A 26,182-nucleotide genomic window follows, 5' to 3' on the forward strand; every position below is an offset into this window, starting at 1 on the left:
CCATTATCATCGATTGACGACTTCATCAACCGACTCTCCGACTCGGAACACCGTTGCGCAGAGTGTCGGGCGCGACCCTCCCGGGATGACCGTCATCGTGGCGTTCTGACAACCTCGCCGGTCCGCACACGCCATGTGGCGTCGGGGGTAGGCATCCGCGACACGGGACCGCGCCGAGCCAGGTCTACCCAGACGAAGCGAGATCAAGCGTGGTGAGTGCGCCTCGCACCGTGTCGAGGTCTGCGTACTGGATGTAGTGGGCGGTCGTCTTCGCGACAACGATGGTGATGTCATCACCCAGCGAGGCATAGTGCGCTCGGTCCGCCCGGCCGACGTCTGCTGCGAAGACGACCACCGTCGGCACATCGATCGCCGCCACCTCGCTGCTCGCCGCCTGTAATTCGGCGAAGCTGGTGCCGAGCGCGTCGTACCTGTATAGGAACCCGGCCTGCTGCTCAACCTGTCGAGGTAGGGGGCCTTGTGCGTCCGCGCGGAGTTGCTCACGCACGAACGGACGTGTCAGGCCAACAGAGGACGCAACCACTTGTAGCCCCGTCGCCGACAATGCGACCGCGGAGGCGTCGGCAAGCGTCTTCTCGTTCGTGGGGTCGAGCAGCACCAACCCGTGCACGAACTCCGGGTACGCCGCGGCGAACTCGCGGGCGATGAGCGCGCCCATCGAATGCGCCACCACGATGAACGGACCGACCTCCCGGGCGGCGCTTATCACCGCCGCCAGTTCACCCGCTTCCTGGGTGGCGATGCGGTCCCCGCGCGCCGGCGACGACCAGCCGTAGCCGAGGCGGTCGTAGGAACAAACCCTCCTGTCCGCACTGAGTTCTGTCTGCACATCCGACCAGTTGGCCGATGAGTCGCCCAGTCCGGCCTCCAGCAACAGCGGGGGCAGCGACGACGGTTCGCCGGTGCAATACAGGTGCCAGTTGCTGTCGCCGACGGTGATCAGTTTCCCCTTAGCCGGGAACTCATCTCGCTCCCGGCTAAGGGTGGTGGTTTCGACGAGATGACCGACGCATGCCAGCATCACCGGCAGGCCTGCTATCGAGAGCGTGAGCAGGCGACGTGTTTTGCGGCGCGCCGCGGATAGGGCCGCCTGACCTGCTGTGTTCTGCACCCTTGCATCATGCGGGCGCGGGGAGCTGTGCGCGTCCACCCCAGGTATGACATCTACGCCGGCCCGGCGGGCGCCACGCTCGCACGAGCGACGCCTCGTCGGGGTGAGGTGATGTCCTGACGCGGTGTGTCAACTATCGATCGACCGGGCCTGCCGCGGGGCAGGGCCAACTAGCCTGCTCACGCGGCGGTGTCGAGTAGTAGTCGCCGCTGTCGGAAAGAGGTGCGGCCGTCGGATGGGTACGCCCACGCAACGGGTGGTGCGGGTTCAGGTTTCAGTGAGTCGAGCAGCGCCGACGGTAAGGGGCTCACGACATGTTTACGTCATGTCGTCGGGACATGTTTGACGCGTCGCGTTCGTCTTGGAGCGTCGAGTGGTGCCCCGCGAGACATGACATTTCGCGGAGTCTGATGCTGACCTTTGCTTCTCAGGTAACGCTCGAGATCCGGCTGCGGGCTGTGACCGCGGTTCGGGACGGCGCAGCGGTCGTGGCTGGCCCTTAGTAGTTCGGTATCACGCGTCAGACCATCACCGCGTGGCGGAACCGATACACCGCCGGCGGGGTCGAGGGCCTGAGGCCGCACACCTTCAAGTCTCGAGTAGCGAACCCTGTCAACCGCGCCTGGCCGTCCAGAGCTGCGGCAGCGCTCTATGGTGTCTTCGAGCGACCGGGATCGCGACGCATTGCGAGCGACCGAGCAGCGATGTCGGGCACATAGCCGAGCGCTTCCACCGCCTTCTGCACCGCATCGCACGCGGTCGCGCTGACATTTGGGGAGCCTGTCAGCACCCGCGAGGCCGTCGAACGTGACACGCCAGCAAACAGAGCGACGTCTGCGAGAGTGGCGCGCTCGTGCGATGTGCCTTCCATCATGACCTCCGAAACAGATCGGCTTGGAATCGGTACGCGTCGCCGCGGTAGCTGTTCGTCCCCAGCAGGATCGGCACGCCGTCGATCGTGTAGGCGACCTCTTCGCCGATGAGGACAGCCGCTCCCACGACGGTGTCGAGAAGCCGCGCAAGGCTGCCGTCGGCAGTGGCCGCCATCACGCTGTATGCGCTGCGATGGATCGTGACGCCGCACAGTTCGCGCAGCGTGTCGTAGAGGGACGCGTCATTCAGTTCGGCGGCGGAAAGTTGGGGTGCGCGCTCCGCTGCGACGACCACGATGTCGAAGCACACCGGACGGCCGTCCATTCCACGTACGCGGTCGACCTGGATGACCGGCGACGTGGGCGCCATGCGCAGCTTCTCGGCCTCATCGAAGGTGGCGCCCCGAACCTCTTGGCGAAGAACCTTCGCAGTCGGGTGTAGTCCGCGGGCTCGGGCCATCTCCGTGAACGACTGCAAGGTGCTGGGCGGTTCACCCACGACATTTGCGGGCACGAACCATCCGCGCTGTGCAGAGCGCGTGAGACGGCCTGCGGCTTCCAGGGCCCCTAGGGCGGTGCGCAATGTGACCCGACTGATGCCGAGGCGTGCAGCCAGTTCCCGTTCTCCCGGCAGTCGAGTTCCAGGGGCGTACAAGCCCACGTCCAGCTCTTGCACGAGCTGGTCGTAGGCCTGGGTTGCAGCTGCCGGAAGGGTCACGACCACACGGTACCACAAAGAGTAACTGGTTTAACCAAAGTTAATATTTGGTTCATAACTGGCATAACTGGTCTAGGGGTGCTAGCTTTCCCGTGGCGGTGCCCGCCGCCCCTTCTCCGGCCAGCTTTCACCGGCCCGAGCAGTTTCTGGTTCTCACGACCACGACGGAGTGAACATGATCTCGAAGAAGGCCCGAGCTGCGGCGACCGCGGCGATCGGCTCGATCGCGGTGCTCGCCATGGCGGCCTGCGCGCCGGGCGGCAGCAGTGCCGGCAACACCGCACCGACCGAGGTATCCGACGATGTCGCCGCTGCAGGCGACGTGACGTTGAAGCTGTCGGACTTCTTCCAGGGCGACTGGATCGTCCAGATGATCGAACAGTTCGAGGAGAAGTATCCGAACGTCACGATCGAGCGCACACAGGAAGACTGGGGCCAGCTGACCAGCACGCTCAATCTGCAGCTTCAGGACAACGGCGGTCCCGATATCGCCTCCGCCAACAACGGCTGGTCGTCGCTCGGCACGCTCGCAGAGGGTGGCTTGGTGGTCAACCTCGACCCGTACGCCGAGCTGTACGGGTGGGATGACCTGGTTCCGACGACGATCGCGCGTCAGAACCAGTTCACCGAAGACTTCGACACGATCGGCGAGGGCTCGTGGTTCGCGTCACCGATCGCTTCGGCTTCCCTCATCGGCATCTACTACAACGCAGACAAGCTCAAGGAGCTCGGCATCGAGGTGCCGACCACGCTCGAAGAGGTGGAGGCCGCTGCGAAGAAGGTCAAGGCGGCGGGCCAGGTGCCTTTCAGCTACAGCGGGCTGGACGGCAACACGGCTGCCTTGCTGGGGCTGCAGACGCTGTACGGGTCCGAGAGCGACATCAACGACTTCGTCTACGGTTCCACCGACGTCACGGCCGCGGATACGGGCCTCACCGAGGCGGCCACGACGCTCGAGGAATGGAACGAGGCCGGCTGGCTGACGCCGAACTTCGAGGGCATCGACTACCAGACCTCGCTGGCGAACTTCATCGACGGTGATGCGGCCTTCCGCTGGGACTACACCGGTTCGCTGGGTCTGACCGGAGATCGCCTGAACGACTTCGGATACATCCAGCTGCCGCAGGCGGACGCCGACACGACCGTGGGCGTCGGAGCGTCGGCCGGGGCCATGATCATCTCGTCGAAGTCCGAGAACCCCGATGTCGCCGCCGCGTTCCTCGACTTCCTGATGTCGCAGGACGCCAGCCAGGCAGCGGTCGACCTCGGACTCGTTCCGATGCTCAATGAGGTCGAGATCCCCGACGTGCTCAGTCAGACCGGTGAGGCCACCGCGACCGCGACGCTCGACTCCGATGACGGCTACGTGCCGTACTTCGACTGGGCCAGCCCGACGATGCTCGACATCCTCACCCAGAACACCCAGTTGCTGCTCGCAGGAAAGACGACTCCCGAGGAGTTCACGAAGGCCGTGGACGCCGACCGCGACACATTCCTCGCGGAGCAGGGTTCCTGAGATGAGCGTCGCCCACGCAGGGGCCGCCGTCGTGCCGGAGACGGCTGACGGCGGCCCCGCCACCCGGATGCTGCTGGTTCCCCGCAGGCGGCGGCGCACCTCACTGGCCCGCCGACGGATGCGGGTGGCGGGGCTTCTCTTCGCCGCACCCGGCCTGCTGCTGTACGGGCTGGTGGTGCTGTGGCCGATGGTGCAGTCGGTGCAGTACTCGTTCTACAAGTGGAACGGGGTCACCGAAGCGATCTGGGTCGGGTTCGACAACTACGTCAATTTCTTCACCGACCCGGTCCTCCGCTCGACGCTCGGGAACGTGCTGGTTCTCATCGTCTTCTTTGCGCTGCTTCCCATCACGCTCGGCCTCATCTCCGCCGCGCTGGTCACGACATCGAAGCGCCCCGGCATGGGTGTCTACCGTTGGATCTTCTTCCTGCCGCAGGTGCTCACGAGCGTGGTGATCGCGCTGGTCTTCAAGCGTATGTACGCGCCCGAAGGGCCGATCAATGAGGCGCTGCGGGCAGTCGGCCTCGGCGCACTCGCGCAGAACTGGCTGGGTGACTTCACCTGGGCGCTCCCGGCGATCGGCCTGATCGGAACCTGGGGAGCCTTCGGATTCTGCATGGTGCTGTTCATCGCCGGTGCATCGTCAATCGCGCCAGAGTTGTATGAGGCGGCTCGCATGGACGGGGCAGGCCCTGTTCGAGAGTTCTTCGCCGTGACGCTTCCGGGCTTGCGCGGACAGCTCGCCATCGCTCTCACTCTCACGATCACGGGCGCGCTGCGCGCATTCGACCTCATCTGGATCACGACGCGTGGCGGACCGGGCACCTCCACACTCACCCCCGCCGTCGCCCTCTATAAGGCCGCGTTCGTCAATCCCAATGTCGGACAGGCCGCCGCCATCGGCGTTGTGATGGCCGTCCTGTGCATGATCATCGCGGTCGTGATCACCCGCGTCTCGGAGAAGGAGTGAACATGTCCTCGCGCGCGGAGAAGACCTGGAACTACGTCATCCTGACGGTGATGGCGGTCGTCGTGCTCTGGCCCGTCGCCACCTTCGTCACCGCGGCACTGAGCCCCGACCGTGCCGGGCGTCCGACCGGAGAGATCCAGTGGGACAACTTCGTCACCGCCTGGAACAACGCCGAGTTCTCGCGGTCGATGCTGGTGTCGCTCACCATCACGGTGGCCGTCGCCGTCCTCGGAGTTGTTCTCGCCCTTCTCGGCGGATACGCGTTCGGCGTGCTGGGAGTCGTCGGCGACAAGGTGTTCTTCCCCCTCGTCCTGCTGGGAATGATGATCTCGCTCGAGGCGATCATCGTGCCGCTGTACTACCAGTTCCGGGCCCTTGGACTCACCGACAACCTCTTCGGCATCATCGTGATCCACGTGGGAATGGGGGTGCCCTTCGGGATCTTCTGGATGCGCGCAGCGTTCCGCACGCTGCCCCGAGGAATCTTCGAATCGGCGGAGATGGACGGGGCGGGACCGTTCCGGATGCTGTGGTCCATCGCCGTTCCTAACCTCCTGCCCGCCGTCTACACCTTCATCCTGTTGAGCTTCATGTGGACGTGGAACGACTACTTCCTCTCCCTGGTGTTCCTGCACGGTGACAACCAGACCGCGACCGTGGCGCTCGGCGTGTTCCAAGGGCGACACGTCACCGAGGTGAACCTCATGGCTGCCGGTGGTCTGATCGTCGCGGCGCCCGTGCTCATCCTCTACGTGCTCTTCCAACGCAAGTTCATATCGGGCATGCTCGCCGGCGCCGTCAAGGAATGACGCGTCCGGACGCCATCACGAACCCTCATCAAAGTAAGGCAGATTCAACGTGCGACTGACCCCGCAGATCCTTCCCGACCGCGAAGCCATCGGAGAGGTGGTGGCCGAGATCATCCTGGACCGCATGTCCGCGAAGGGAGACAAGCCGTTCCTCCTCGGCTGCCCCAGCGGCCGCACCGCGGTGCCGGTGTACGACGCGCTGGCACGGGAAGCAGCGCGTGGACGTGACCTCTCGAACCTCGTCATCGTGATGATGGACGACTACGTCGTGCCCGATGAGACAGGCCGCTACCGGGTGGTGGACCCCGACTCGTCGTACTCGTGCCTCGGCTTCGCGCTGCGAGACATCCTCGCGCCGATCGCCGCTGCGAGCGAGAGTTCGGACACCGCCGCACCGTCACAGGTGTGGACGGCGGACCCGGCGGCGCCGGAGGACTACGACGCACGTATCTCAGCTGCGGGCGGCATCGACCTGTTCCTGCTCGCTTCCGGGGACAGCGACGGCCACGTCGCCTTCAACCAGCCGGGGACCCCGCGCGACGCGAAGACGCACATCGTGACCCTGGGCGAGGCCACCCGCCGCGACAACATGGCCACCTTCCCCGAGTTCACCCACCTCGACATGGTGCCCGGCACCGGCGTCACCGTCGGCGTCGACACCATCGCCTGGCTGTCCGCGGAGGTAGTGATGATCCTGTCCGGCGAGCACAAACGCGAGGCGTTCGCTCGTATCACCAGCGCCGAGGCGTACGAGGACGACTGGCCCGCAACGATCGTCACGGAGTGCCGCAACCCGCTGCTCCTGGTCGATCGCGCTGCCGCCGCCGTCCCCGTCTGAATTCCGCCCAGACCCGATTCCCACACCCGAAGGACACCGACATGACACTGCCGGTTCTCGACAGTGACGCGAGCATCGCGGATCACGTCATCGGCGTCGACATCGGCGGCACCAAGACTCATCTCCGGGCGGCACCCGCCGACGGTAGATCAGATCGGCCGAGCCGCGACATCGTCGTCCCGTCGTCATCGTGGCGCACGAGCCTCGGGGACTTCCGAGCGGACGGGGTCGGACTTCGGCGGCTGCTCCTGGACCAGCTCGGCGAAGCAGCACTCCGCACACCGATCGCGGTCGGGGCGCATGGCTGCGACAACACCGAGCAATGCCGCGAGCTCGAGCGCGAACTGCGGCGTCACTTCAGCGTTCCCGTGCTCGTGGTGAACGACTCCGAACTCATGGCGCCCGCCATGGACGTCACCAGCGCCATCGGCGTGGTCGTGGGCACGGGATCGATCGCGACCTCACGCACCCCGGGCGGCGAGCTGCTCACCGCGGGCGGCTGGGGATGGCTACTCGGCGACGAAGGCAGTGCACCCGCCCTCGTCCGTGAGGCGACTCGGGCAGTGCTTTCGCACTTGGACCGCGGAGATCGCGCGGACGCGCTGGGGGAGCGACTGCTGGCATGCTTCTCCGCCGTCGATGGAGCCGAACTCGCGCTCACCGCAACTCAGGTCGCCTCCGCCGAAGGGTGGGGTCAGCATGCCGCCGAAGTCTTCACCGCGGCCGATGAAGGCTCCGCCATCGCGCAACTCGTAGTAGCGAACGCGGGCGAACGCATCGGCGGACTGATCGACAAACTGCTGCGCCGCGGCGTGAACGCCGACTCCGTGGTCGCCGGTGGCTCGGTGATCGAAAAGCAGCCCCTTCTTCAGCGGGCGCTAAGGACAGCGCTGGCGCGGACGCGTCCCGGCCTGCACCTCCACATCCTCGATCGCGCCCCTGTCACGGGCGCCATCGCCCTCGCACGGCGCCTGGCCGACCAGGCAACTATCAACCCCTTGAGAACGGAGAGTTCGACCTCATGAAAGTCACCTTGATCGGAGCAGGCAGCCGGCAGTTCGCCGGGACCATCGTCCGCGACCTGCTCCTGAGTCAGCCGATCGCCGACAAGGGTCTCGAGATCGTGCTGATGGACATCGCGGCGGAGCCGCTCGCCGAGATGGAATCGTACGCCTGCGGTGTCATCGAGCGCCTCGGCCACCGGGCCATCCTCTCGTCGACGACGGACCTGGATGACGCGGTCCGCGGCGCCGACTTCATCGTCGCCGCGATCGAGGTCAACCGGTATCACTACTGGTCGCAGGACTTCACGATCCCCCGCACGTACGGCTTCAAGCAGGTGTACGGCGAGAACGGCGGCCCCGGCGGGCTCTTCCACGCACTGCGTCAGTTCGGGCCCCTGCTGGAGATCGCACGTTCGATCGAGAAGAACGCGCCCGAGGCGTACTTCCTGAACTTCTCCAACCCGGAGCACAAGGTCTGCGAGGCGATCTCGCGCCTGACGAACGTCAAGGTCGTGGGCCTCTGCCACGGCTACTTCGCGGGCGCCGGGCAGATCTCCCAGCTGCTTGACATCCCTCTTGAGAACCTCGAGCTGTCTGCCGCAGGGATCAACCACTTCCAGTGGTTCCAGACCATCCGCGATCGCCGCACCGGTGAAGACCTCTACCCGCGGTTGCGTGAGATCGAGCGCGAGGCGAATTGGGTCTCGGACTGGCACGAGATCGGGCTGTCACGCATCCTGCTCCGCCGCTTCGGGCTGTGGCCGTCGCCGAGCGCCAACCACATCGGCGAGTACCTCTCGTGGGCTGACGACTACGTCCCGGCGCAGCTGCAGTACTTCCATGACCCCGCCGACGGCTCGCCTTGGGCCGGGGGCGCGCAGTCGCCGGAGTGGCACTACCACATCGGGCTGGTCGACACGGAGCGCGGGTTCCACTCCCCTCGTACGGACGAGACGTTGATGTCGCTCGAGGCATCGCTCGACGAGCGTCCCCTCGAGTCGTCCGAGGAGCTGGCCATCCCCATCATCGAGTGGATCGGCTGCGGGGTCGAGCGCGACCTTCCCGCCGTGAACGTCCCGAACCGCGGCGCGATCCCGGGGCTTCCCGATGAGATGGTCGTCGAGGTGCCGGCGAAGGTCGTGGACGGCGAGCTGGTGCCGCTGCAGATGGAGCCGCTGCCAGAGGGCATCTTCGCGATGGTGCGACTGCAGGGCTCGATCCACAAGCTGCTCGTCGAAGCGTACGTCGAGGAGTCGAAGCAGAAGCTCCTGCAGGCGATCCTCCTCGACCCCGTCGTCGACAACCACAACCGCGCGGTGGCGATGCTCGACGAGTTCCTCGAGCGGCAGAAGGACGCCCTCCCGCCGTTGCACTGACACCTGTTGCGGCCCCGCCAGGGCGGGGCCGCAGCATCCGACTCCCTCACGTTCGCTCGTCCAGAAAGCAGATCAATGACCCTCCCGCCGTTCGACGTCGACACAGTTCTTGCCGAGCTCACGCTCGAAGAGAAGGCCTCGCTGCTGTCGGGGCTCGACGACTGGTTCACCCAGCCCATCGATCGCCCGGGGCTCTCCCGGGCGGTGCCGCCGATCGAGGTCGGCGACGGCCCGCACGGCCTGCGCAAGGAGACCGGCGTCGACATGGTGTGGGTACCCGCGACCGGCTTCCCGACCGCCTCGGCGATGGGTGCGTCGTGGGATCGCGACCTCATGCGGCGGGTGGGCGCCGCCATCGGCGAGGAGGCGCGCGCGGAGGGCGTGCAGGTCGTGCTCGGGCCGGGTGTCAACATGAAGCGCTCCCCGCTGTGCGGCCGCAACTTCGAGTATTTCTCGGAGGACCCGATGCAGTCGGGCGAGCTGGGCGCCGCGTACGTGCAGGGCGTGCAGTCCACCGGTGTCGGCACGTCGCTCAAGCACTTCGCCGCCAACAACCAGGAGATCGAACGCACGAGGATATCCGTCGTCGCCGACGAGCGGACGCTGCGCGAGACTTACCTCTCGGCGTTCGAGCGGGTAGTCCGAAAGGCCGACCCGTGGACGGTCATGTGCTCGTACAACCGGCTGCGTGGCGTGCACGCGTCCGAGAACCGGTGGCTCCTGACCGAGGTCCTCCGTGACGAGTGGGGATTCCGGGGTGCCGTGGTCTCGGACTGGAACGCCGTGCACGATCGCGTCGCTGCCCTACGGGCGGGGCTCGATCTCGAGATGCCCGGGACCGAAGGGCGAACGGATGCCGAGATCGTGGCCGCCGTGCGCGCCGGTGAGCTCGACGAGCAGGTCGTCGACGACGCCGCCCGCCGAGTGCTGCGACTGGTCGCTCGCGCCTACCCGGGCGACGGGCTCGTGGACGGACCGGTGATGTCGCTCGGACACCGTGCGGGCGACCGACTGACCACGGCGCAGCTCGAACTGCTGCGCGCCGACGAGCACCACGAGCTGGCCCGCGAGGCGGCGGCGGCCTGCATCACGCTGATGCGCAACGAGATGGCACCGCGGGGCGACGTCGCACTGCCCCTGTCCGAGACGGGCGCCGGCACCATCGCGATCGTCGGTGCGTTCGCCGAGCACGCCCGCATCCAGGGCGGCGGTTCCTCCGGTGTCGATCCGACCCGGGTCGAGGCCCCGCTCGAGGCGATCCGCGCGATCGCGGGGGAGCGCGTGGTCTACGCGCCCGGATATGTCTACCTGCCGAAGAACGCCTACCAGGACGACAACATCGCCACCCTCGCGGCGCACGAGGTCTCCTTTGTCGAGGAGCGCCCGACCGTCGCCCGGCGGTCCGCGACTCTCGCTCGTGAGCTGCAGCTGGCCGAAGCGGTGCAGCATGCGGTGAACGGCCCGCTCTCACCGACGGCGGAGCGCCTGATCGACGAGGCCGTGTCTGCTGCCGAGGAGGCAGAGACCATCGTCGTGTTCGCCGGCCTGCCGCTCGCGTTCGAGCAGGAGGCCAACGATCGCGCCACCCTCGCCCTCCCGGGTGACCAGGTCGCCCTCATCTCACGCCTGGCCGACCTGCGCGAGCGCACGGGCGCGACCCTCGTCGTGGTGCTCTCCAACGGCAGCGCCGTGACGATGGACCCGTGGCACGACCGTGTCGATGCCGTCGTCGAGTCGTGGCTCACCGGCCAGGCGCTCGGCGGCGCCATCGCGGATGTGCTATTCGGCCGTGTGAACCCTTCCGGCAAGACCTCCGAGACCTTTCCGATCGCCGTCGAGGACACTCCCGGTCAGCCCAACTGGCTGGGGGAGCGCGGCACGGTGCTCTACGGCGAGGGCGTGTTCATCGGCTACCGCTGGTACGACGCGCTGAGCCGCGCCGTGCGGCACCCGTTCGGGCACGGCCTGTCGTACACGTCGTTCGCGTACTCCGACCTGTCGGTGGAGATCACGGATGCCGCGGCCGGACGCGTCCGTGTATGGGTGACGATCGCCAACGATGGGCCGGTGGCGGGTGCCGAGATCGTGCAGCTGTACGTCGGCGACCCGGACGCCGAGGTGTACCGACCCGTCCGAGAGCTGCGGGGGTTCGAGAAGGTGTATCTCGAGGCGGGCCAGTCCGCACGGGTCGAGTTCGAGCTGGAGAGCCGCGACTTCGCCTACTGGGACGCCGCGGCCGAGCGCGGCGACGGGCGCCTGGGCCTGTGGCGTCGCGAGGGCGGCGAGTTCCGCATCGAGGTCGGCGCATCCTCGCGCGACATCCGCGTGTCCGAGACCATCGAGCTGCCCGACGATCCGACGATCCCGGCGCTGATCCGGGATGCCGACCTGCAAAGGTCCCACACCTCGCGGTTCGTGCAGGGACACGCCGGATGACCGGCATCCCACCTCTGCCCGCCGAGCTGCGCACTCGCGCGCGCGGTCTCGGCCGGCGATTCCCCGAGGGCTTCGTGTGGGGCGCGGCGACCGCGGCGCCGCAGATCGAGGGATCGGTCTCGGCGGAAGGCCGTACCCCGAGCATCTGGGACACCTTTGCGCGGATTCCCGGGACCGTCGCCGGCGGCGACACGCTCGACGATGCCGACGACCACTTCCGCCGGTGGCGCGATGACATCTCGCTCATGCGCGACCTGGGGATCGGGGCGTATCGCTTCTCGGTCGCGTGGCCGCGCATCGTGCCCGGATCCGACGGAGTGCCGAACCGCGGCGGGCTCGACTTCTACGACCGGCTCGTGGACGAGTTGCTGGCGAGCGGCATCGACCCCTTCGTGACGTTGTACCACTGGGATCTGCCGCAGTGGCAGCAGGACGCGGGAGGGTGGGCCGCCCGGTCCACCGCCTACCGGTTCGTAGAGTACGCGACGCACGTCACCGACCGGCTCGGCGACCGGGTGCGGCACTGGACTACCCTCAACGAGCCCTGGGTGTACGTGTTCCTCGGCCACCTGCTCGGTGTCCACGCACCCGGCGAGAGGTCCGAGGCCCCCGCTGTCCGCGCCATGCACCACTCGCTCCTCGCCCACGGCCTCGGCGTGCAGGCGCTGCGTACGGCCCTTCCGGTCGACAGCCACGTGGGCATCGCGCTGAGCATGAGCCCGACGGAGCCCGCGACGCCCGAGGCCGACGACGTTGCGGCGGCCGAGCGCAACGACCTCTACCGCAACTGGCTGTTCCTGCACCCCATCACCCGCGGCGAGTACCACCCGCTGACGGGGGAACTGTTCGCGGAGCCGATCCCCATCCACTCCGGAGACCTCGAGGCCATCGCGGAGCCGATCGATTTCGTCGGCATCAACTACTACGCCCGCGCCGTCGTCCGCGCCGACGAGTCCGTCGCGGTCACGCGGGCGCAGGAGACCCGCCCGGACGGCACGTACACGGCGATGGGCTGGGAGGTGTACCCGCAGGGGATCGCCGACATCGTGGCCCAGACGCACGCGCGCTACGCTCCGGAGGCGATCTACATCACCGAGAACGGGTCCGCCTGGGATGACGAGCCCGCCGCCGACGGGTCGATCGTCGACCGCGAGCGCGTCGCCTATCTGCTGGGCCACCTGGATGCTGCGACGCAGAGCACCGACGCCGGGCTGCCACTGCGCGGCTACTTCGCATGGTCTCTCATGGACAACTTCGAGTGGGCCGAGGGCTACACGAAACGGTTCGGCATTGTCGGCGTCGACTACGCCACCCAGCTGCGCACCGTGAAACAATCCGGCGCGGTCTACCGTGAGGTGCTCGCCGCGCACCGCGAGGCCGCGGGCGACGAGGGGAAGCCGGCGCGACCATGAGCTTCACGGTCCGCGACAGCCGGCTCCCGGGAACGGGAACCGCGGTGCGCGACTACGTCCCGGAACACACGGCGGGCCGGCCGCTTCTCTGGGTGCACGGTGGCGCCTTCGCGGGCGGCAGCATCGACATGCCCGAATCCGATGCTGTGGCCCGTCAGCTTGCGCGCTCCTGCCGACACGTGAGGACCCTCGAGTACCGTCTGGCCCCGGACTTCGCTGACGACGGCCCGCTCCCGCCGGATCCGGCCGGCGGCCGCTACCCAGCCGCGCAACACGACGTCCTGGAGGCGTTCGCCGACCTCTCCGCCGGCGGCGCGGCCTTCCTCGGCGGGGCGAGCGCGGGGGCATGCCTTGCCGCGAGCGCCGCGGTCACGCTGCGTGACGAGCGCCGCTCGCTGCCCGTGGGCCTCGTGCTCGTCTACGGCGTCTTCCACCCCGTGCTGCCGATTCACACGGATGCTGAGGGCCTGCGTCTGCGGGAGATGACCGACGCGCAGGCGACCCGGTGGGTGACCCGAATGGCCCTCAACTACGCCGGCACCGAGGAGCTGCTAGCCGACCCGCACGTCTTCCCTGGACAAGGGAGCCCGGCTGGGTTGCCGCAGACCCTCATCATGGATGCCGACCGCGACATCCTCCGATCCTCTGGCAAGCGCTGGGCCGAGCAGCTCCGCGACGCCGTGGTGCCCACGACTGAGAGGGTGGTGACGGGCTCCGCGCACGGCTTCCTCAATGAGCCCGCAAGCCCGCACTTTCGCGACGGGGCCCTCGAGATGGCACGGTGGATGAGACAAGTCGATGAGGGTGTCAGAGCTCTCTGAGCTGGCGCCACGCGGTTCTGGCCAGCCACAGCTCCGAGACGTCCTGAGTTCTGCGCACGCTTCGCCCGGTGAGCGCTTCGACCCTATTGAGTCGGTACACGAGGCCCTGGCGATGCATGCCGAGCGTCTGCGCGGTAAGACTCCAGTGCAGGTCGTTGTCAAGGAACGCGAAAAGCGTCTCCCGCAGCAGGACGTATCGCTGTTCCTCGCGGGCCAGCGGCCCGAGCACGGTGTCGATGATCTGTGCGGCCTCTGACCGCGAGCGGGCAACCAGTGACACCTGTTCGCCCTGGAACTCGCGCCAGTGCTCTCCACGGCCGCGCACTGCGGCGTGCTCCGCCGTGGCTTCGGCCACGGCTGCGGAGACGTCGCCCAGATCACGATGCGCGGCGGAAACGCCGGACTCCGGGCAGATCTCCTGCACCAGCGCGCGGAGCTCCTCCAGGCGGTGAGTAGGACTGACGATGACGATCTTGCCGTCGTTCTCGATGGCGGTCGTCGGTAGTTCGGCGACGGCGAGTGCGGTCTGCAGCCGCAGCGGCGTGTCGGAGGTGGTGACAACGGCGCGGTACGCGGCCGTCTCCTCACCCCATAGCCGCAGGAGTTCGCCACGGACATTCAGACGCCCGGCGAGTGCTTGCTCGAGCACGCCGGCTCCATCGCCCATGCGCGCCTGCGCATCCTGCGCGACCGCATTGGCATGCACGGTGAGGATCTGCGTGAGGTGGACCAACGTCAGGCTGTCGAGCGGAGTCGCGGCATCGATCATGAGGCGCGTCGGACGGTGGGTGCGTAGGGGATACGCACGCGCCGCGGTCGGGGCGAGCGCTCCGCGTCCAAGAAGGACGCACCCCGTGGCGTCGTCGACGACGGTGAGACGGACGCCGAGAACGTCGCTGAGGTCAGCAATCGTGCGGTGATGACCTTGATCGCGTTGGCCTGCGACTTGGTAGAGCTTGGCGAGGCCCAGCACGCTCATCGTCTGTCGTTCGGCATTGGCGGCAGCGACGGTCCGGCCGATCGCGGCGAACGGCGTGTTTGGCCCCGTCATGAGGACGGGGAAACCCCGGGAGTCGGCCTCGGCAAGCAGGGCCTTTGTGAGGCGTGGAGCCAGGCCATCGTCGCCGACGGCGATGCCGGCAAGCCCGGCGTCGTCGAGCCTGGCGATGAGGTCTCGCTGCTGCTGCGCTCCGTGGGGAATGCACAAGCCGATGGTCATGAGCAGTTCATGAGGTCCGAGCCACTTATCGGGGTGCGCCATCTCGCACGAGTGGGCCCACAGCACGGTTCGGTCGAGTCCGTCACCTCCGCTCACCAGGCTTGTGTCGAGCGTGGGATCACTGACCAGATCGGCGATTGTGAAGGGTTGCCGCACATCTCACCTTTCGTATGGAGAATGAGCAGACTGTAGCAGTTTGCGCAGTTTGGGCGACAGTGCCGTCTCCGTAGCTTTGTTGTCGCAGGCCGAAGCCGGCCGGAAGAACGTCGAAGGAGAGATGACATGACCCGCACCGCAGTTCTCGGCGCAGGCCTCGCAGGCCTCGCCGCTGCGACTGAGCTCGTCCGCGCAGGCCACGACGTCACGGTGTTCGAGGCGCGAGATCGTGTGGGCGGCCGCGTGTGGTCCGAGACGTTCAGCGCGGCAGGTGAGCTCCACGTCATCGAACGGGGCGCCGAGTTCGTGCTCGGCGGGTACGCGACGCTCCGCGAATACTGCCGCGAGCATGGTCTAGAACTCGTGGATACCGGGATGAGCTACTACGTACGCACCCCGGCCGACCGCCCGGATGTCAGCACGCATGCCATGGCGACCCTCGGACAGCGCGCCGCCCGGGCGGTCGCGGCCGGCAGCGGCCCGCGGTCGGTCGCTGACGTTCTCGATGTGATCGACGTCGAGGGTGACACTCGCGAGGCGCTCGAGTCCAGGATCGAGATGTCCACCGCGGTGCTTGTCGATCAGGTGACAGCCGAGGGCACTCTCGATCACGTCGCCTCCTTCGACCCGCAGCCGAGCTGGCGTATCGGGGGCGGCAATCAGCATCTTCCCGACGCGATGGCGTCCGTCCTCGGGGACGCCATCCGTCTGAATTCCAAGGTCGAGGCTGCACTGCAGCACGGCGACAAGGTCGTGGTCACGGCCGGCGGCGAAGACGAGTACTTCGACTACGCCGTCGTCGCTCTTCCCTTCGGCATATTGATCGATCCGACATCCCTGCGCATCGACATTCCTGGGTGGAAGCGCGAGGCGATGTCACGCGTCGTGCAGGGCAACGCGGCGAAACTCCACCTCGCCCTCGATGAGGTCCCGCAGACGAGCGCGCTGATGAGCGTGTCCGGGCGATTCTGGACCTGGACCGCGAACGGGCCCGGGGGCACAGTCGCCCCGGTGCTGAACTGTTTCGGCGGCGAAATCGGCCATCTCCTCCGTCTCGGCATAGATCGCGGTGCACGTGAATGGGAGGGCGAAGTTCGCGACCTTCGCGCCGATCTGGCCATCGGACCGGCACGCGCCGTTCTCACCAATTGGCCGTTCGATCCGCTCGCGCGCGGGGCCTACACCGCGCACGCACCGGGGTTCAGCGTCGCGGATGCGGAGGCCCTCGCTTCTGCGCACGGCCGGCTCTACTTCGCGGGGGAGTACATTGACGCCGAGTTCACCGGCCTCATGGAGGGGGCCTTGCGCAGTGGCCACAGCGCTGCGGCAGCACTCATCGCGGCCGAAAGCAAAGTGGCCGCGTGACCGGCTTCTCCGCCACCCGATTCGAGGCCTCCGCGATCGACTGGCCCGACGATGTCGCCATCGCCGCCGAACGCGTCATCGCCGGCTCCCCGACCGCCTCCACGTTCGCCATCGAGGCCACATCTGCACACCAGGTAGGACTGTGGCGCGTCACCCCGGGCGAGTTCCTCACCGACCACACGGGGTACACCGAGTACATCCATGTTCTCGCCGGCGCCGGCCGGCTCATCGACGACGGTGGTGCCGTTCTGGACCTCGGGCCCGGCGTCACGGTACTCATGCAGCCGGGATGGAAGGGCCGCTGGGTCGTCCACGCAACGATCACCAAGGTCTACACGGTGATCAACGCATGAGCATCGCCACGACGATCACCGAAACCCGTGAGTCCGAGCTGCTGGCGTCCGTGCCCGATGGGCTGTTCATCGGCGGGCAGTGGCGTGCGGCATCCGGCGGCAAGACGCTGAAGGTCTACGACCCGTCCAACGGGCAGGTCGTCAAGGAGATCGCGAACGCGTCGCCGGAGGACGGCAGGGCCGCTCTCGACGCGGCGGTCGACGCGTTCCCGGCGTGGGCGGCGACGCCGGCGCGTGAGCGGGCGGAGATCCTTCGTCGGGCGTTCGATCTGCTGCAGGAGCGCAAGGAGGACTTCGCGCTGCTGATGACGATCGAGATGGGCAAGCCACTGGCCGAGGCGCGCGGCGAGGTCGCGTACGGCGGCGAGTTCCTGCGGTGGTTCAGCGAGGAGACCGCCCGCGTGCAGGGCCGCTACGGCGCGAACCCCGAGGGCACCGGCCGGATGATCGTTTCGCAGCACCCGGTGGGTCCGTGCTTCCTGATCACGCCGTGGAACTTCCCGCTCGCGATGGCGACCCGCAAGATCGCTCCGGCGCTGGCCGCCGGCTGCACCGTGGTGATCAAGCCCGCCGAGCTGACGCCGCTGACCACGCTCGCGTTCGCGCAGCTGCTGGAGGACGCGGGCGTGCCGGCCGGTGTCGTCAACGTGTTCACGACCTCGACGTCGGGCGCGGTGTCGGAGCCGATCATCCGCGACCCGCGGCTGCGGAAGCTGTCGTTCACCGGGTCGACGCAGGTCGGGCAGCGGCTGCTGGAGCAGGCCGCGCAGGGGGTGCTGCGCACCTCGATGGAGCTCGGCGGCAACGCGCCGTTCGTGGTGTTCGACGACGCCGACCTCGACAAGGCGGTCGACGGCGCGATCGCGGCCAAGTTCCGCAACATCGGCCAGGCCTGCACCGCCGCGAACCGGTTCATCGTGCACCGCTCGGTCGCCGACGAGTTCGCCCGGCGGGTCACCGAGCGGGTGAACGGCTTCACCATCGGCCGCGGCACCGAGGAGGGCGTGAACATCGGTCCGCTCATCGACGACCGTGCCGTCGCGAAGGCGGCGCAGCTCGTGCAGGACGCCGTCGCGCGCGGCGCGCAGGTGCGCACCGGCGGCAACGCCGTCGACGGACCGGGCACGTTCTACGAGCCCACCGTCGTCACCGACGTGCAGCCGGGCTCTGAGATCCTTCGTGAGGAGATCTTCGGACCGGTGCTCGCGATCATCCCGTTCGACACCGAGGACGACGCCGTGCGCCTCGCCAACGACACCGAGTACGGGCTCGTCTCGTACGTGTTCACCGAGAGCCTCGCCCGCGGCCAGCGCATGATCGAGCGCCTCGAGACCGGCATGATGGGGCTCAACATGGGCGTCGTCTCCAACGCGGCGGCGCCGTTCGGCGGCTGGAAGATGTCGGGCCTGGGCCGCGAGGGCGGCGCCGAGGGCATCCACGAATACCTCCAGACGAAGTACACGCTCACCCCCGAACCCCTTCTGAGCTGCTAGCCCACGGCGCCCCACACCCCGACAACGAGGTCACAACATGTCCATGTTCGAAACCACGACCACGACCAAGGTGGTCAGGCAAGTCGCGTTTCTGCCGCTCGTCGGCATCATCTTTTTCAGCGTCTCCGGCGGCGCATACTCCCTCGAGGCGCTCGTCAGCGCATCCGGACCCGGCCTCGCGCTGCTCCTGCTCATGCTCGTTCCCGTGATCTACGGCATTCCCATCGCAGCGATCACTACCGAGCTTTCCACGGCCATCCCCGCTGAAGGCGGCACGTACGAATGGATGAAGCGATCCCTAGGCGGCTTCTGGGCATTCCAGGCAGGGATCTTGCGGTGGATCAACAGCTGGGTCGATATGGCGATCTACCCCGTCCTGTTCGCGAGCTACTTCTCGACACTGCTTCCGGTCGTCGGTGAGGGGGAGGTCGTGTTCTTCTCCTTCGGGCCGTTTCAGCTGGATCTGCACTGGCTCGCAGGCGTGGTCCTCGTCATCATCCCGATGGCGCTCTTGAACATCCGAGGTGCGAAGAGCGTCGGCGACAGTGCGCTGCTGTTCAGCGTCTTCGCTTTGCTTCCCCTGCTGATCATCGCGGGTCTGGGCATCTGGCGGTTGATCCTGGACGGCACGAATCCATTCGTGCCGTTCATGGCCGACGGCGAATCGCCGGGTGCCGCCATCGCTGTCGGCTTGTCGGTCGTGATGTGGTGCTACTGCGGCTTCGACCGCGTCGGTCTTATCGCGGGCGAGATCAAGGACCCCGGAAAGACCATTCCCAAAGCGATGGTCGTCTCGATGATTGTCATCATCGCGACGTACGCGCTGCCCCTGATCGGTGCCCTCGCGGTTCCTGGCTGGGAGGAGTGGTACGCGGGATCGTTCTCCACTGTGGCAGCGGTGCTCGGCGGCCCCTGGCTGGCCGTCTTCGTCACGATCGGCGCCCTGTTCTGCAGCATCGGGCTCTACTCTTCGCTGCTGATGAGCAGCGCCCGCACCCCGTTCGTGCTCTCACGTGACCGCTGGCTCACGCCCGTGCTGGCGCGCCAGTCGCGCAAGACCGGCTCGCCCGTCGTCTCGATCATCGTGTGCTCGGTGATCTACGCACTGTTCGCGCTGGGGAGCTTCGTGGATCTCGTCGTGCTCGACGTGTTCCTCATCAACATCCTGCTTCTGATGAACCTGGTGGCGCTCATCGCACTTCGCATCAAGCAGCCGAATCTTGCCCGGCCCACCCGGCTGCCCTGGGGTTGGTGGGGGATCGCCCTGGTTGGAGTGCCGCTCATCGCCAGCATCCTCTTCCTCATGTACCTCCAGTGGCTCGACTACGGTCTCGTCGCCTTTGTCATCCTCGCTGCCACGCTCGGGGTGAGCGTGATCGCGTACTTCCCCGCGCGGTGGTATCAGCGTCGGCACCAGACACCGGCTCCCGAAGCACCCGACTCACTGGCTGCGGCTCCGCGCAGCTGACCCCTTCCCGAAGGAGAACGAACATGGAGAACCACGACGTCATCGTGATCGGAGCCGGGCTTGCCGGACTGAGCGCGGCCCGAGACCTCGCCGCAGCAGGGACCGATGTGCTCGTCATCGAGGCCCGCGCGCGCCCGGGCGGCCGGGTCGAGCAGACGCGTACGCCCGACGGGCGGCTCGTCCAGCTCGGCGGTGAGATCATTGGCAGCTTCCACACCGCGTACAAGCAGCTGGTGACGGAGCTCGGCTTGACGCTCTGCCCGACCTTCGTCGCGAGCAGCGGGGAAACCACGTGGAGTCTCACCGACGGCACGTACCTCGGCGACGACCTGCCGTGGATGAACAGCGCCGACCGGAGGATCTACGACACCGTCGAGAAGCAGTTCTCGGCGCTCACGGCAACCGTGGACCCCGAAGACCCCTGGGCGCACCCCGACGCCGAGCGCCTGGACTCGCTGTCGGTCGGCGCGTGGATCCGTGACCAGGGAGGATCACCGGCGGTTGTCCGCGCGCTCGATCTGTCTGCCAAAGCCCTCGCCGATGACTCGATCGAGCGCTCATCCCTGCTGGCGTACCTCCGCAAGGAGTCCGCGGCGGGAGCGGACGGCTTCTACAACTACGAAGCCTGGGAGAACGAGCGCGTGCTCGAAGGTTCCGCGACGGTGGCCCTGCGGATGGCCGATCAGCTGGGCGACCGCATCCGCTACAGCAGCCCCGTCGCCGAGATACGCATCCAAGGCACGACGAACACCGTGCGCCTCACCACTGGTGAGGTCATCGGTGCAGCGGCGATCGTGTCGGCGCTGCCCGTCGGTCCGCTTCGCGATGTCCGCATCGTTGGTGTCAGCGACGAGCGCCTGGCCTCCCTGCATCGGCAGAGGAACGCGCTCACTGTCAAAGTCGCCGCGATGTACGAGGAGTCGTTCTGGGAGAACGAGGGCCGCAACGGCACCAGCTACATGGAACGGACGATCCTCGGCGGGACGTGGACGCAGAGCGACGGTGTTCTGTCGGGGCTCATTCCGCCCTCGAGCCTCGGCGAGTACTTCGCCACACCGGCGCATCGCCGGGAGGCCGAGCTCACCGAGGAACTCGTCACGGTCCTCGGGCCCCCGGCTGCGCAACACTCTCGCTTCTATCTGCGCAACTGGGCAACCGATCCCTGGACACAGGGCTACGCGACGGGATGGCGCACAGGAGACGTGATGGCCGTCGGACCGCTCCACGGCACCCATGAGCCGCCCTTCTACGTGTGCGGGTCCGACCAGTGGGTGTGCGGATACATGGAAGGCGCCGTTCGGACCGGCCGAAACACTGCGGCGACGATTCTTCAGTCGTCCTGACATTTGAGGAAGCACATCCATGAGCAAGATCCATGCTGTTCCGACAGCGTCAGCCGCACGTCCGAGAATGACCCCCAGTTCGTATGTGGCGGGAGAGGCCCTGCGCAGCGGAAACCCGCGCGAGAAGGAGCTGTCGCACCTGGTCAGCGCCGACGAGCGGTACACGGTCGGAGTGTGGTCGGCAGAACCGTACGCCGAATACGTCCCATCGCATCAAGGCTATGAGTACACACTCGTACTCCAGGGGCGCGTCACGCTCACCGACGCGGATGGCGACGTGCACACGTTCGGCGCCGGCGACGCTTTCACGATCGAGCCGGGCTGGTCCGGCGAGTACCGCGTCAACGAACACCTCGTGAAGCACTTCGTCTACTACGCGAGCGAGGACGCGTGAGATGAGCGCCACCTCGTATCGCGTAGTGAACCCCGCAACCGGCGATGTCGCCGACGAGTTCCCGGCCGTCCCGGACGTCGATATCGCGACCCTCATCCAGCGCGCACACGCCGCCTTTGTCAGGGGCCGTGATCTCCCGGTCGTCGCTCGGCTCCGGCCACTCCGCCGCGCCGCAGCGCTTCTGCGGGAGCGGGCACTCGACCTCGCGGCCATCGCCGCAACGGAGATGGGCAAGCCGCTCTCGGAGGGTTGCGGCGAGGTCGAGTTCTGCGCCGACATCTTCGACTATTACGCAGACCACGCCGAAAGCCTCACGGCACCGCAGCACATCCCGTCCAGCAGCGGTCAGGCGCGCATCGAACGTCGCCCGCTGGGCGTGCTGCTGGGCATCATGCCATGGAACTACCCCTACTATCAGGCCGCCAGGTTCGTCGCCCCCAACCTTGCGCTCGGCAACACCATCCTGCTGAAACCCGCCGAATCCTGCCCCCGATCCGCGCTCGCGTTCGACGACCTGCTGAGAGACGCAGGCGTCGACCATGGCGCCTACCGCACCGTCCTCGCGACGCACGAACAAGTCCACACGATCATCCAGGACGCACGCGTGCAAGGCGTGTCACTGACGGGATCCGAGCGGGCTGGTGCCGCAGTGGCTGCCGCGGCGGGCGCCAACCTCAAGAAGATCGTCCTGGAGTTGGGCGGATCGGACGCGCACGTCATCCTCGACACCGACTCCGTCGCGGATGCCGCCCACACAGCGTGGAGCATGCGCATGGAGAACCTCGGCCAGGCGTGCAACTCCAACAAGCGCATCATCGTCGCCGCTGCGCACTACACCGAGTTCGTGAAGGAGTTGACAGCGATGGCGTCCGGTCTCGAACCCGGGGATCCGTTGGACCTCATCGACGGACAATTCCCTCCGATGTCGTCCCGCGCTGCTGCGGAACACCTGTTCGCTCAGCTCGAGGATGCGATCTCCAAAGGCGCCACCCTTCGCGCGGGCGGCGTGCTCCAGACCGGGCCCGGCGCCTACTTCTCACCGGCAGTGCTGACCGACGTGACCCCGGAGATGCGCGCCTACCGGGAGGAACTGTTCGGCCCCGTGGCGGTCATCTACAGCGCAGACGATGACGAAGATGCCCTGCGGATCGCCAATGACACCCGGTATGGGTTGGGGGCAGCCGTGTTCAGCACCGACACTGAGCGCGCTGCGGCGCTCGGTGCACGACTGGATACCGGAATGATCGCCATCAACGCGGCCGTCGCAGAGGGAGCCGAACTCCCGTTCGGCGGGGTGAAGAGTTCCGGTTACGGGCGTGAGCTCGGCCCCCTCGGCATCGACGAGTTCGTCAACAAGCGCCTCATCTACACGGCTTAGCCCGCCGAGCGGAGGAACCACCGTGAGCGCCACACCTGCCATCCCCGTCACCGACAGTCCGACCGAAGGCATCCGAGCCGTCCATCCGCTCAAACGCCAGATCCCGCTGTGGTCTCTCGTGGGCCTGATCTTCTTCAGCGTCTCGGGCGGAGCCTACGGCCTTGAAGAACTCGTACCGGCCGCCGGCCCAGGGCTGGCGGTCCTCCTGATCCTGGTCACCCCGATCATTTACGGTATCCCCATCGCGGCGATCACGACCGAGCTCGCGACCGCGCTCCCCGCGGAAGGGGGGACGTACGAATGGGCACGTCGCGGCCTCAACTCATTCTGTGCCTTCCAAGCGGGAGCGCTGCGTTGGGTGAACAGCTGGGTCGACATGGCGCTGTACCCGGTGATGTTCTCGAGCTACCTTGCGCTGCTGCTGCCACCGTCGTTCGCCGAGCAGGTGTTCTTCAGCGTCGGTCCGATCGGCGTGACGATGGGGTGGCTGGCCGGCGTGGTGTTCGTCATCATTCCCTTCGGGATCGTGAACCTTTTCAGTGCACGGTTCGTCGGCGCCAGCGCGGCGTGGATCGCGGTCATCGTTCTGATTCCGCTCGCAGTGTTGTCGGTCGTCGGGATCAGCACGCTGCTCACCGAGGGGATCGATCCGCTGAGCCCCTTCGCTCCCACAGGGACCTCCGCGTTCGCGTCGTTCGGGGTGGGCCTTTCCATCATCATGTGGAGCTATTGCGGCTTCGACAGCGTCGGTGTGATCGCCGGCGAGGTGAAGAACCCGGGAAGAGTCATCCCGAAGGCCACGGCCATCGCGATGATCGTGATCGTGCTGTCGTACCTGCTCCCGACCGTCGCGGCGCTCGCCGCCGGCGGCTGGGAGGACTGGACCACCGGATCCTTCGGCGACGTCGCTGCGGAACTCGGCGGACCCGCGCTGGGTCTCGCGGTCACCATTGGGGGGATGGTCGCGGCGATGGGCCTCTACTCGTCACTTCTGTTGAGCAGCTCGAGGGTGGTGTTCGTATTATCGCGAGACCGCTGGATCACCGGTGCATTGGCACGTCAGACGAAGAAGTCCGGCACGCCCTGGGTCTCGGTCCTCGTTTCCTCGATCCTCTACGCGCTGTTCAGCTTGGGCTCGTTCGCTGACCTCGTCATAGTCGATGTCTTTCTGATCAACGCCTTGCTCCTTCTCAGCCTGGCAGCGCTCATTGCCCTGCGCATCCGGGAACCCCACCTTCCGCGGCCGGCGAAGATCCCCGGTGGCTGGTGGGGAATCGCTCTGGTGGGAACGCCGATGATCGCAGTGATCCTGTTCACGATGACCACGCAGTTCACCGACAACGGCGGCTTCTTCGCGTTGAGCCTCTTCCTGACAACGGTGACGCTCACCGTCCTCGCGTACTTTCCCGCGCGGGCCTATCGACGGCGGCAACTGGACCGCTCGGGGTGAACGCCCTGTGGGCTCCTGTTCACTCGGAGCGCGCCAAGATGACCGGCGCAGAAATCGTCGACGCGTCCCTCAGGCTTGAGTGCTTCGACGCACGGTGAGCTCCGGGTCATCGTTCTGGACGAGCCTCACCCGCTGCGCTTCATCCGGGTCACCGCGCGTGCGCTTCCCTTCGGCGGCGCCTTCGCGGTGAGCGGACTCCGCCTCTTCGGACACGGAGAAGGCAGTGCCCCGCCCCCGGTGGCGGCTGACGCGGTGCGTCTGGACGCACTGACCGCACGTCTCACTTGGAACGCCGCTGTCGGCGCCCACGGGTAGAACATCCGCTATGGCGCGAGCCCGGACAAGCTCTACCGCAGTTGACTGGTGTACGACAGGACGCACCTCGACGTGCCGTCCCTCAACGCCGACCAGGAGACGTGGTTCGCAGTCGACTCCTTCAACCAGAACGGGGTGACGCTCGGACAACCGGCGTTATTACGCGGCGGGGTCTAGGCGGACAGTCACGTGTTTGAAGAATCGCCGACTCCTCGGTCGGCGAAAGATGCGAAGATGCCCGCGGATCGTGTCGCGAATGGCTGGAATTCAGCCATGCTCCACACAGTGAAGCATTACTTGACACTTGATAGAAGTAAGACTACACATGAATCATGACTGTGCTGTCTGTGTTCGTAGTCCGACTCGATCCCGACCTCCTCGGCGAGGCTCCTGCGCTCATCCGCAAGACACTTGAGGGCACTCGGGCTCAGCCGGGATGCCTCGGCGTCGAGGTCTCGGTTGACGTCGACGACCCGACGCGATTCGTGCTCGTGGAGCGGTGGGCAACAATCGCCGACGATGAGGCTTACCGGTCATGGCGCTCAACGCCGGCGGGGGTTCCGCCGCTGGCGTCGTTGGTCGTGTCGGCCCCCACTCTCACTCGTGCGGAGGTGCTCGATCACCTCTAGCCCAAAGGCCAGGCCGCGTCGCTGGCACGCGCCGAACATCAGCCGGATGTCTCGACCCCTGAGACACTCGGATCAGCTTGTGGCTCGTTGAGCCGGCACTCTTGTCACAGAGGGGCGCTAGGAAAGTTGCGAAACAAAGTGCGCATGCAAGGAAAGGCCACGGCTGGCGTCGCCGACGATGGCGGCGAAGCGTGCTCTGCTCGGGCGTCCGCCGAGGTTCATGGGCCCTTCGACTCTCGTAGGGCGAACATCCACGACGAGGCGGCGGTGAGCAATCGTCCGGAGGCGAAGTTCCCCTGTGGCCGGTGCGGCTCGGCCATGCGCGACTTCAACGTTGGGTTGAGCTGTGTGCGATGCGGCGACGCGGTTGTGTTCTTGGTCATATGAGCACTTGCATGATGATGGTGTGAGGTGAGACTGCTGGTGCTCGCCCAGGCGCGCGCTCATCGGACCATAGAACGGTCGCTCGCGCATCTCACGCATCTGCGACGACCAGCAGCGTGATCTCGGCCACGCACGGCGGTTCAGGCAGTCGACCGTCGAAACGGCTGTGGGCAGCCGGTCGGTCGCCGGGCCGTCCTAGCAGTGCGTAGGAGTTCGATATTCCGCGCATCCGCCCGACGGCCACCGTCATGATCGGCGAACGGCAACTCGCTGATGTTCTTCGGGCCCGCGTAGGCGTTGAATGAAGACCCCGAAACACCGTCGACGGTGG

At 66.9% G+C, this 26,182-nt stretch carries 23 protein-coding genes and 1 pseudogene; 20 read left to right on the forward strand and 4 right to left on the reverse strand.

Going from position 1 to position 26,182, the window contains the following annotated elements:
* Positions 1-184: 184 nt before the first annotated feature.
* On the reverse strand, positions 185-1,132 hold the full coding sequence (locus Q9R08_RS03680) for an alpha/beta fold hydrolase (RefSeq protein WP_308866467.1): 948 nt from the start codon (positions 1,130-1,132) through the stop codon (positions 185-187).
* A gap of 512 nt (positions 1,133-1,644) precedes the next feature.
* On the opposite strand from Q9R08_RS03680, the gene Q9R08_RS20835 reads away from it, so the two are divergent.
* Complete coding sequence (locus Q9R08_RS20835; protein ID WP_418001313.1) at positions 1,645-1,851, forward strand: hypothetical protein; 207 nt, start codon at positions 1,645-1,647, stop codon at positions 1,849-1,851.
* Here Q9R08_RS20835 and Q9R08_RS03685 read toward each other — a convergent pair.
* Both Q9R08_RS03685 and Q9R08_RS03690 read right to left on the reverse strand, forming a co-directional pair.
* On the reverse strand, positions 1,782-2,006 hold the full coding sequence (locus Q9R08_RS03685; RefSeq protein ID WP_308866468.1) for a LacI family DNA-binding transcriptional regulator: 225 nt from the start codon (positions 2,004-2,006) through the stop codon (positions 1,782-1,784). The genes Q9R08_RS20835 and Q9R08_RS03685 overlap by 70 nt on opposite strands.
* Positions 2,003-2,722, reverse strand: a complete 720-nt coding sequence (locus Q9R08_RS03690) for a GntR family transcriptional regulator (protein ID WP_308866469.1) — start codon at positions 2,720-2,722, stop codon at positions 2,003-2,005. Before Q9R08_RS03690 ends, Q9R08_RS03685 begins: the two co-directional genes overlap by 4 nt.
* A 175-nt stretch (positions 2,723-2,897) precedes the next feature.
* Between Q9R08_RS03690 and Q9R08_RS03695 the strand changes: the two genes are divergently transcribed.
* The 9 genes from Q9R08_RS03695 to Q9R08_RS03735 all read left to right on the forward strand — a co-directional run bounded on the left by Q9R08_RS03695 (position 2,898) and on the right by Q9R08_RS03735 (position 13,904).
* Positions 2,898-4,238, forward strand: a complete 1,341-nt coding sequence (locus tag Q9R08_RS03695) for an ABC transporter substrate-binding protein (protein WP_308866470.1) — start codon at positions 2,898-2,900, stop codon at positions 4,236-4,238.
* A 1-nt stretch (position 4,239) separates the two neighbouring features.
* Positions 4,240-5,208, forward strand: a complete 969-nt coding sequence (locus Q9R08_RS03700; protein ID WP_308866471.1) for a carbohydrate ABC transporter permease — start codon at positions 4,240-4,242, stop codon at positions 5,206-5,208.
* 2 nt (positions 5,209-5,210) lie between these two features.
* Entirely contained in the window at positions 5,211-6,017 is an 807-nt protein-coding gene (locus tag Q9R08_RS03705) for a carbohydrate ABC transporter permease (RefSeq protein WP_308866472.1), read from the forward strand.
* Between the two features lie 49 nt (positions 6,018-6,066).
* The gene (locus Q9R08_RS03710; protein WP_308866474.1) at positions 6,067-6,855 is read left to right on the forward strand and encodes a 6-phosphogluconolactonase; all 789 of its coding nucleotides are present in this window, start codon (positions 6,067-6,069) and stop codon (positions 6,853-6,855) included.
* Positions 6,856-6,896: 41 nt separating this feature from the next.
* Positions 6,897-7,880 carry an N-acetylglucosamine kinase gene (locus tag Q9R08_RS03715; RefSeq protein WP_308866475.1) on the forward strand — a complete coding sequence of 328 codons (984 nt, stop codon included), beginning with the start codon at positions 6,897-6,899 and terminating at the stop codon, positions 7,878-7,880.
* Positions 7,877-9,235 (forward strand): family 4 glycosyl hydrolase, encoded by a 1,359-nt coding sequence (locus Q9R08_RS03720; RefSeq protein ID WP_308866476.1) that lies wholly within the window; start codon positions 7,877-7,879, stop codon positions 9,233-9,235. Before Q9R08_RS03715 ends, Q9R08_RS03720 begins: the two co-directional genes overlap by 4 nt.
* Before the next feature lie 75 nt (positions 9,236-9,310).
* Positions 9,311-11,671 carry a glycoside hydrolase family 3 C-terminal domain-containing protein gene (locus Q9R08_RS03725; RefSeq protein WP_308866477.1) on the forward strand — a complete coding sequence of 787 codons (2,361 nt, stop codon included), beginning with the start codon at positions 9,311-9,313 and terminating at the stop codon, positions 11,669-11,671.
* Complete coding sequence (locus Q9R08_RS03730) at positions 11,668-13,083, forward strand: GH1 family beta-glucosidase (protein ID WP_308866478.1); 1,416 nt, start codon at positions 11,668-11,670, stop codon at positions 13,081-13,083. Before Q9R08_RS03725 ends, Q9R08_RS03730 begins: the two co-directional genes overlap by 4 nt.
* Positions 13,080-13,904: an alpha/beta hydrolase fold domain-containing protein gene (locus Q9R08_RS03735; RefSeq protein WP_308866479.1), complete on the forward strand. Its 825-nt coding sequence runs from the start codon at positions 13,080-13,082 to the stop codon at positions 13,902-13,904. Before Q9R08_RS03730 ends, Q9R08_RS03735 begins: the two co-directional genes overlap by 4 nt.
* Here Q9R08_RS03735 and Q9R08_RS03740 read toward each other — a convergent pair.
* On the reverse strand, positions 13,891-15,279 hold the full coding sequence (locus Q9R08_RS03740; RefSeq protein ID WP_308866480.1) for a PucR family transcriptional regulator: 1,389 nt from the start codon (positions 15,277-15,279) through the stop codon (positions 13,891-13,893). The genes Q9R08_RS03735 and Q9R08_RS03740 overlap by 14 nt on opposite strands.
* Before the next feature lie 123 nt (positions 15,280-15,402).
* Between Q9R08_RS03740 and Q9R08_RS03745 the strand changes: the two are divergent.
* From Q9R08_RS03745 to Q9R08_RS03790, 10 genes and pseudogenes are all read left to right on the forward strand, one after another.
* Positions 15,403-16,644: pseudogene (locus tag Q9R08_RS03745) on the forward strand (flavin monoamine oxidase family protein); the annotation flags it as partial.
* A complete protein-coding gene (locus tag Q9R08_RS03750) occupies positions 16,641-16,997 on the forward strand; it encodes a cupin domain-containing protein (protein ID WP_308866481.1) in 357 nt (118 codons plus the stop codon). The pseudogene Q9R08_RS03745 and the gene Q9R08_RS03750, both read left to right, overlap by 4 nt.
* On the forward strand, positions 16,994-18,490 hold the full coding sequence (locus Q9R08_RS03755) for an NAD-dependent succinate-semialdehyde dehydrogenase (protein ID WP_308866482.1): 1,497 nt from the start codon (positions 16,994-16,996) through the stop codon (positions 18,488-18,490). The genes Q9R08_RS03750 and Q9R08_RS03755 overlap by 4 nt, the downstream gene beginning before the upstream one ends.
* 37 nt (positions 18,491-18,527) lie before the next feature.
* On the forward strand, positions 18,528-19,958 hold the full coding sequence (locus tag Q9R08_RS03760) for an APC family permease (RefSeq protein ID WP_308866483.1): 1,431 nt from the start codon (positions 18,528-18,530) through the stop codon (positions 19,956-19,958).
* 23 nt (positions 19,959-19,981) lie between these two features.
* Positions 19,982-21,301: a flavin monoamine oxidase family protein gene (locus Q9R08_RS03765; protein ID WP_308866484.1), complete on the forward strand. Its 1,320-nt coding sequence runs from the start codon at positions 19,982-19,984 to the stop codon at positions 21,299-21,301.
* Between the two features lie 67 nt (positions 21,302-21,368).
* The gene (locus tag Q9R08_RS03770) at positions 21,369-21,695 is read left to right on the forward strand and encodes a cupin domain-containing protein (protein WP_308866486.1); all 327 of its coding nucleotides are present in this window, start codon (positions 21,369-21,371) and stop codon (positions 21,693-21,695) included.
* 1 nt (position 21,696) lies between these two features.
* The gene (locus Q9R08_RS03775) at positions 21,697-23,073 is read left to right on the forward strand and encodes an aldehyde dehydrogenase family protein (protein WP_308866487.1); all 1,377 of its coding nucleotides are present in this window, start codon (positions 21,697-21,699) and stop codon (positions 23,071-23,073) included.
* 118 nt (positions 23,074-23,191) lie between these two features.
* Positions 23,192-24,523, forward strand: coding sequence for an APC family permease (locus tag Q9R08_RS03780; protein WP_308866488.1), 1,332 nt, complete (start codon positions 23,192-23,194; stop codon positions 24,521-24,523).
* A 363-nt stretch (positions 24,524-24,886) separates the two neighbouring features.
* The gene (locus tag Q9R08_RS03785; protein WP_308866489.1) at positions 24,887-25,015 is read left to right on the forward strand and encodes a hypothetical protein; all 129 of its coding nucleotides are present in this window, start codon (positions 24,887-24,889) and stop codon (positions 25,013-25,015) included.
* A 155-nt stretch (positions 25,016-25,170) separates the two neighbouring features.
* On the forward strand, positions 25,171-25,467 hold the full coding sequence (locus Q9R08_RS03790; RefSeq protein WP_308866490.1) for a putative quinol monooxygenase: 297 nt from the start codon (positions 25,171-25,173) through the stop codon (positions 25,465-25,467).
* Positions 25,468-26,182 lie beyond the last annotated feature (715 nt).

It is taken from the genome of Microbacterium psychrotolerans (assembly GCF_031085295.1).
In the GTDB taxonomy this organism is placed as follows: Bacteria; Actinomycetota; Actinomycetes; order Actinomycetales; family Microbacteriaceae; genus Microbacterium; species Microbacterium psychrotolerans.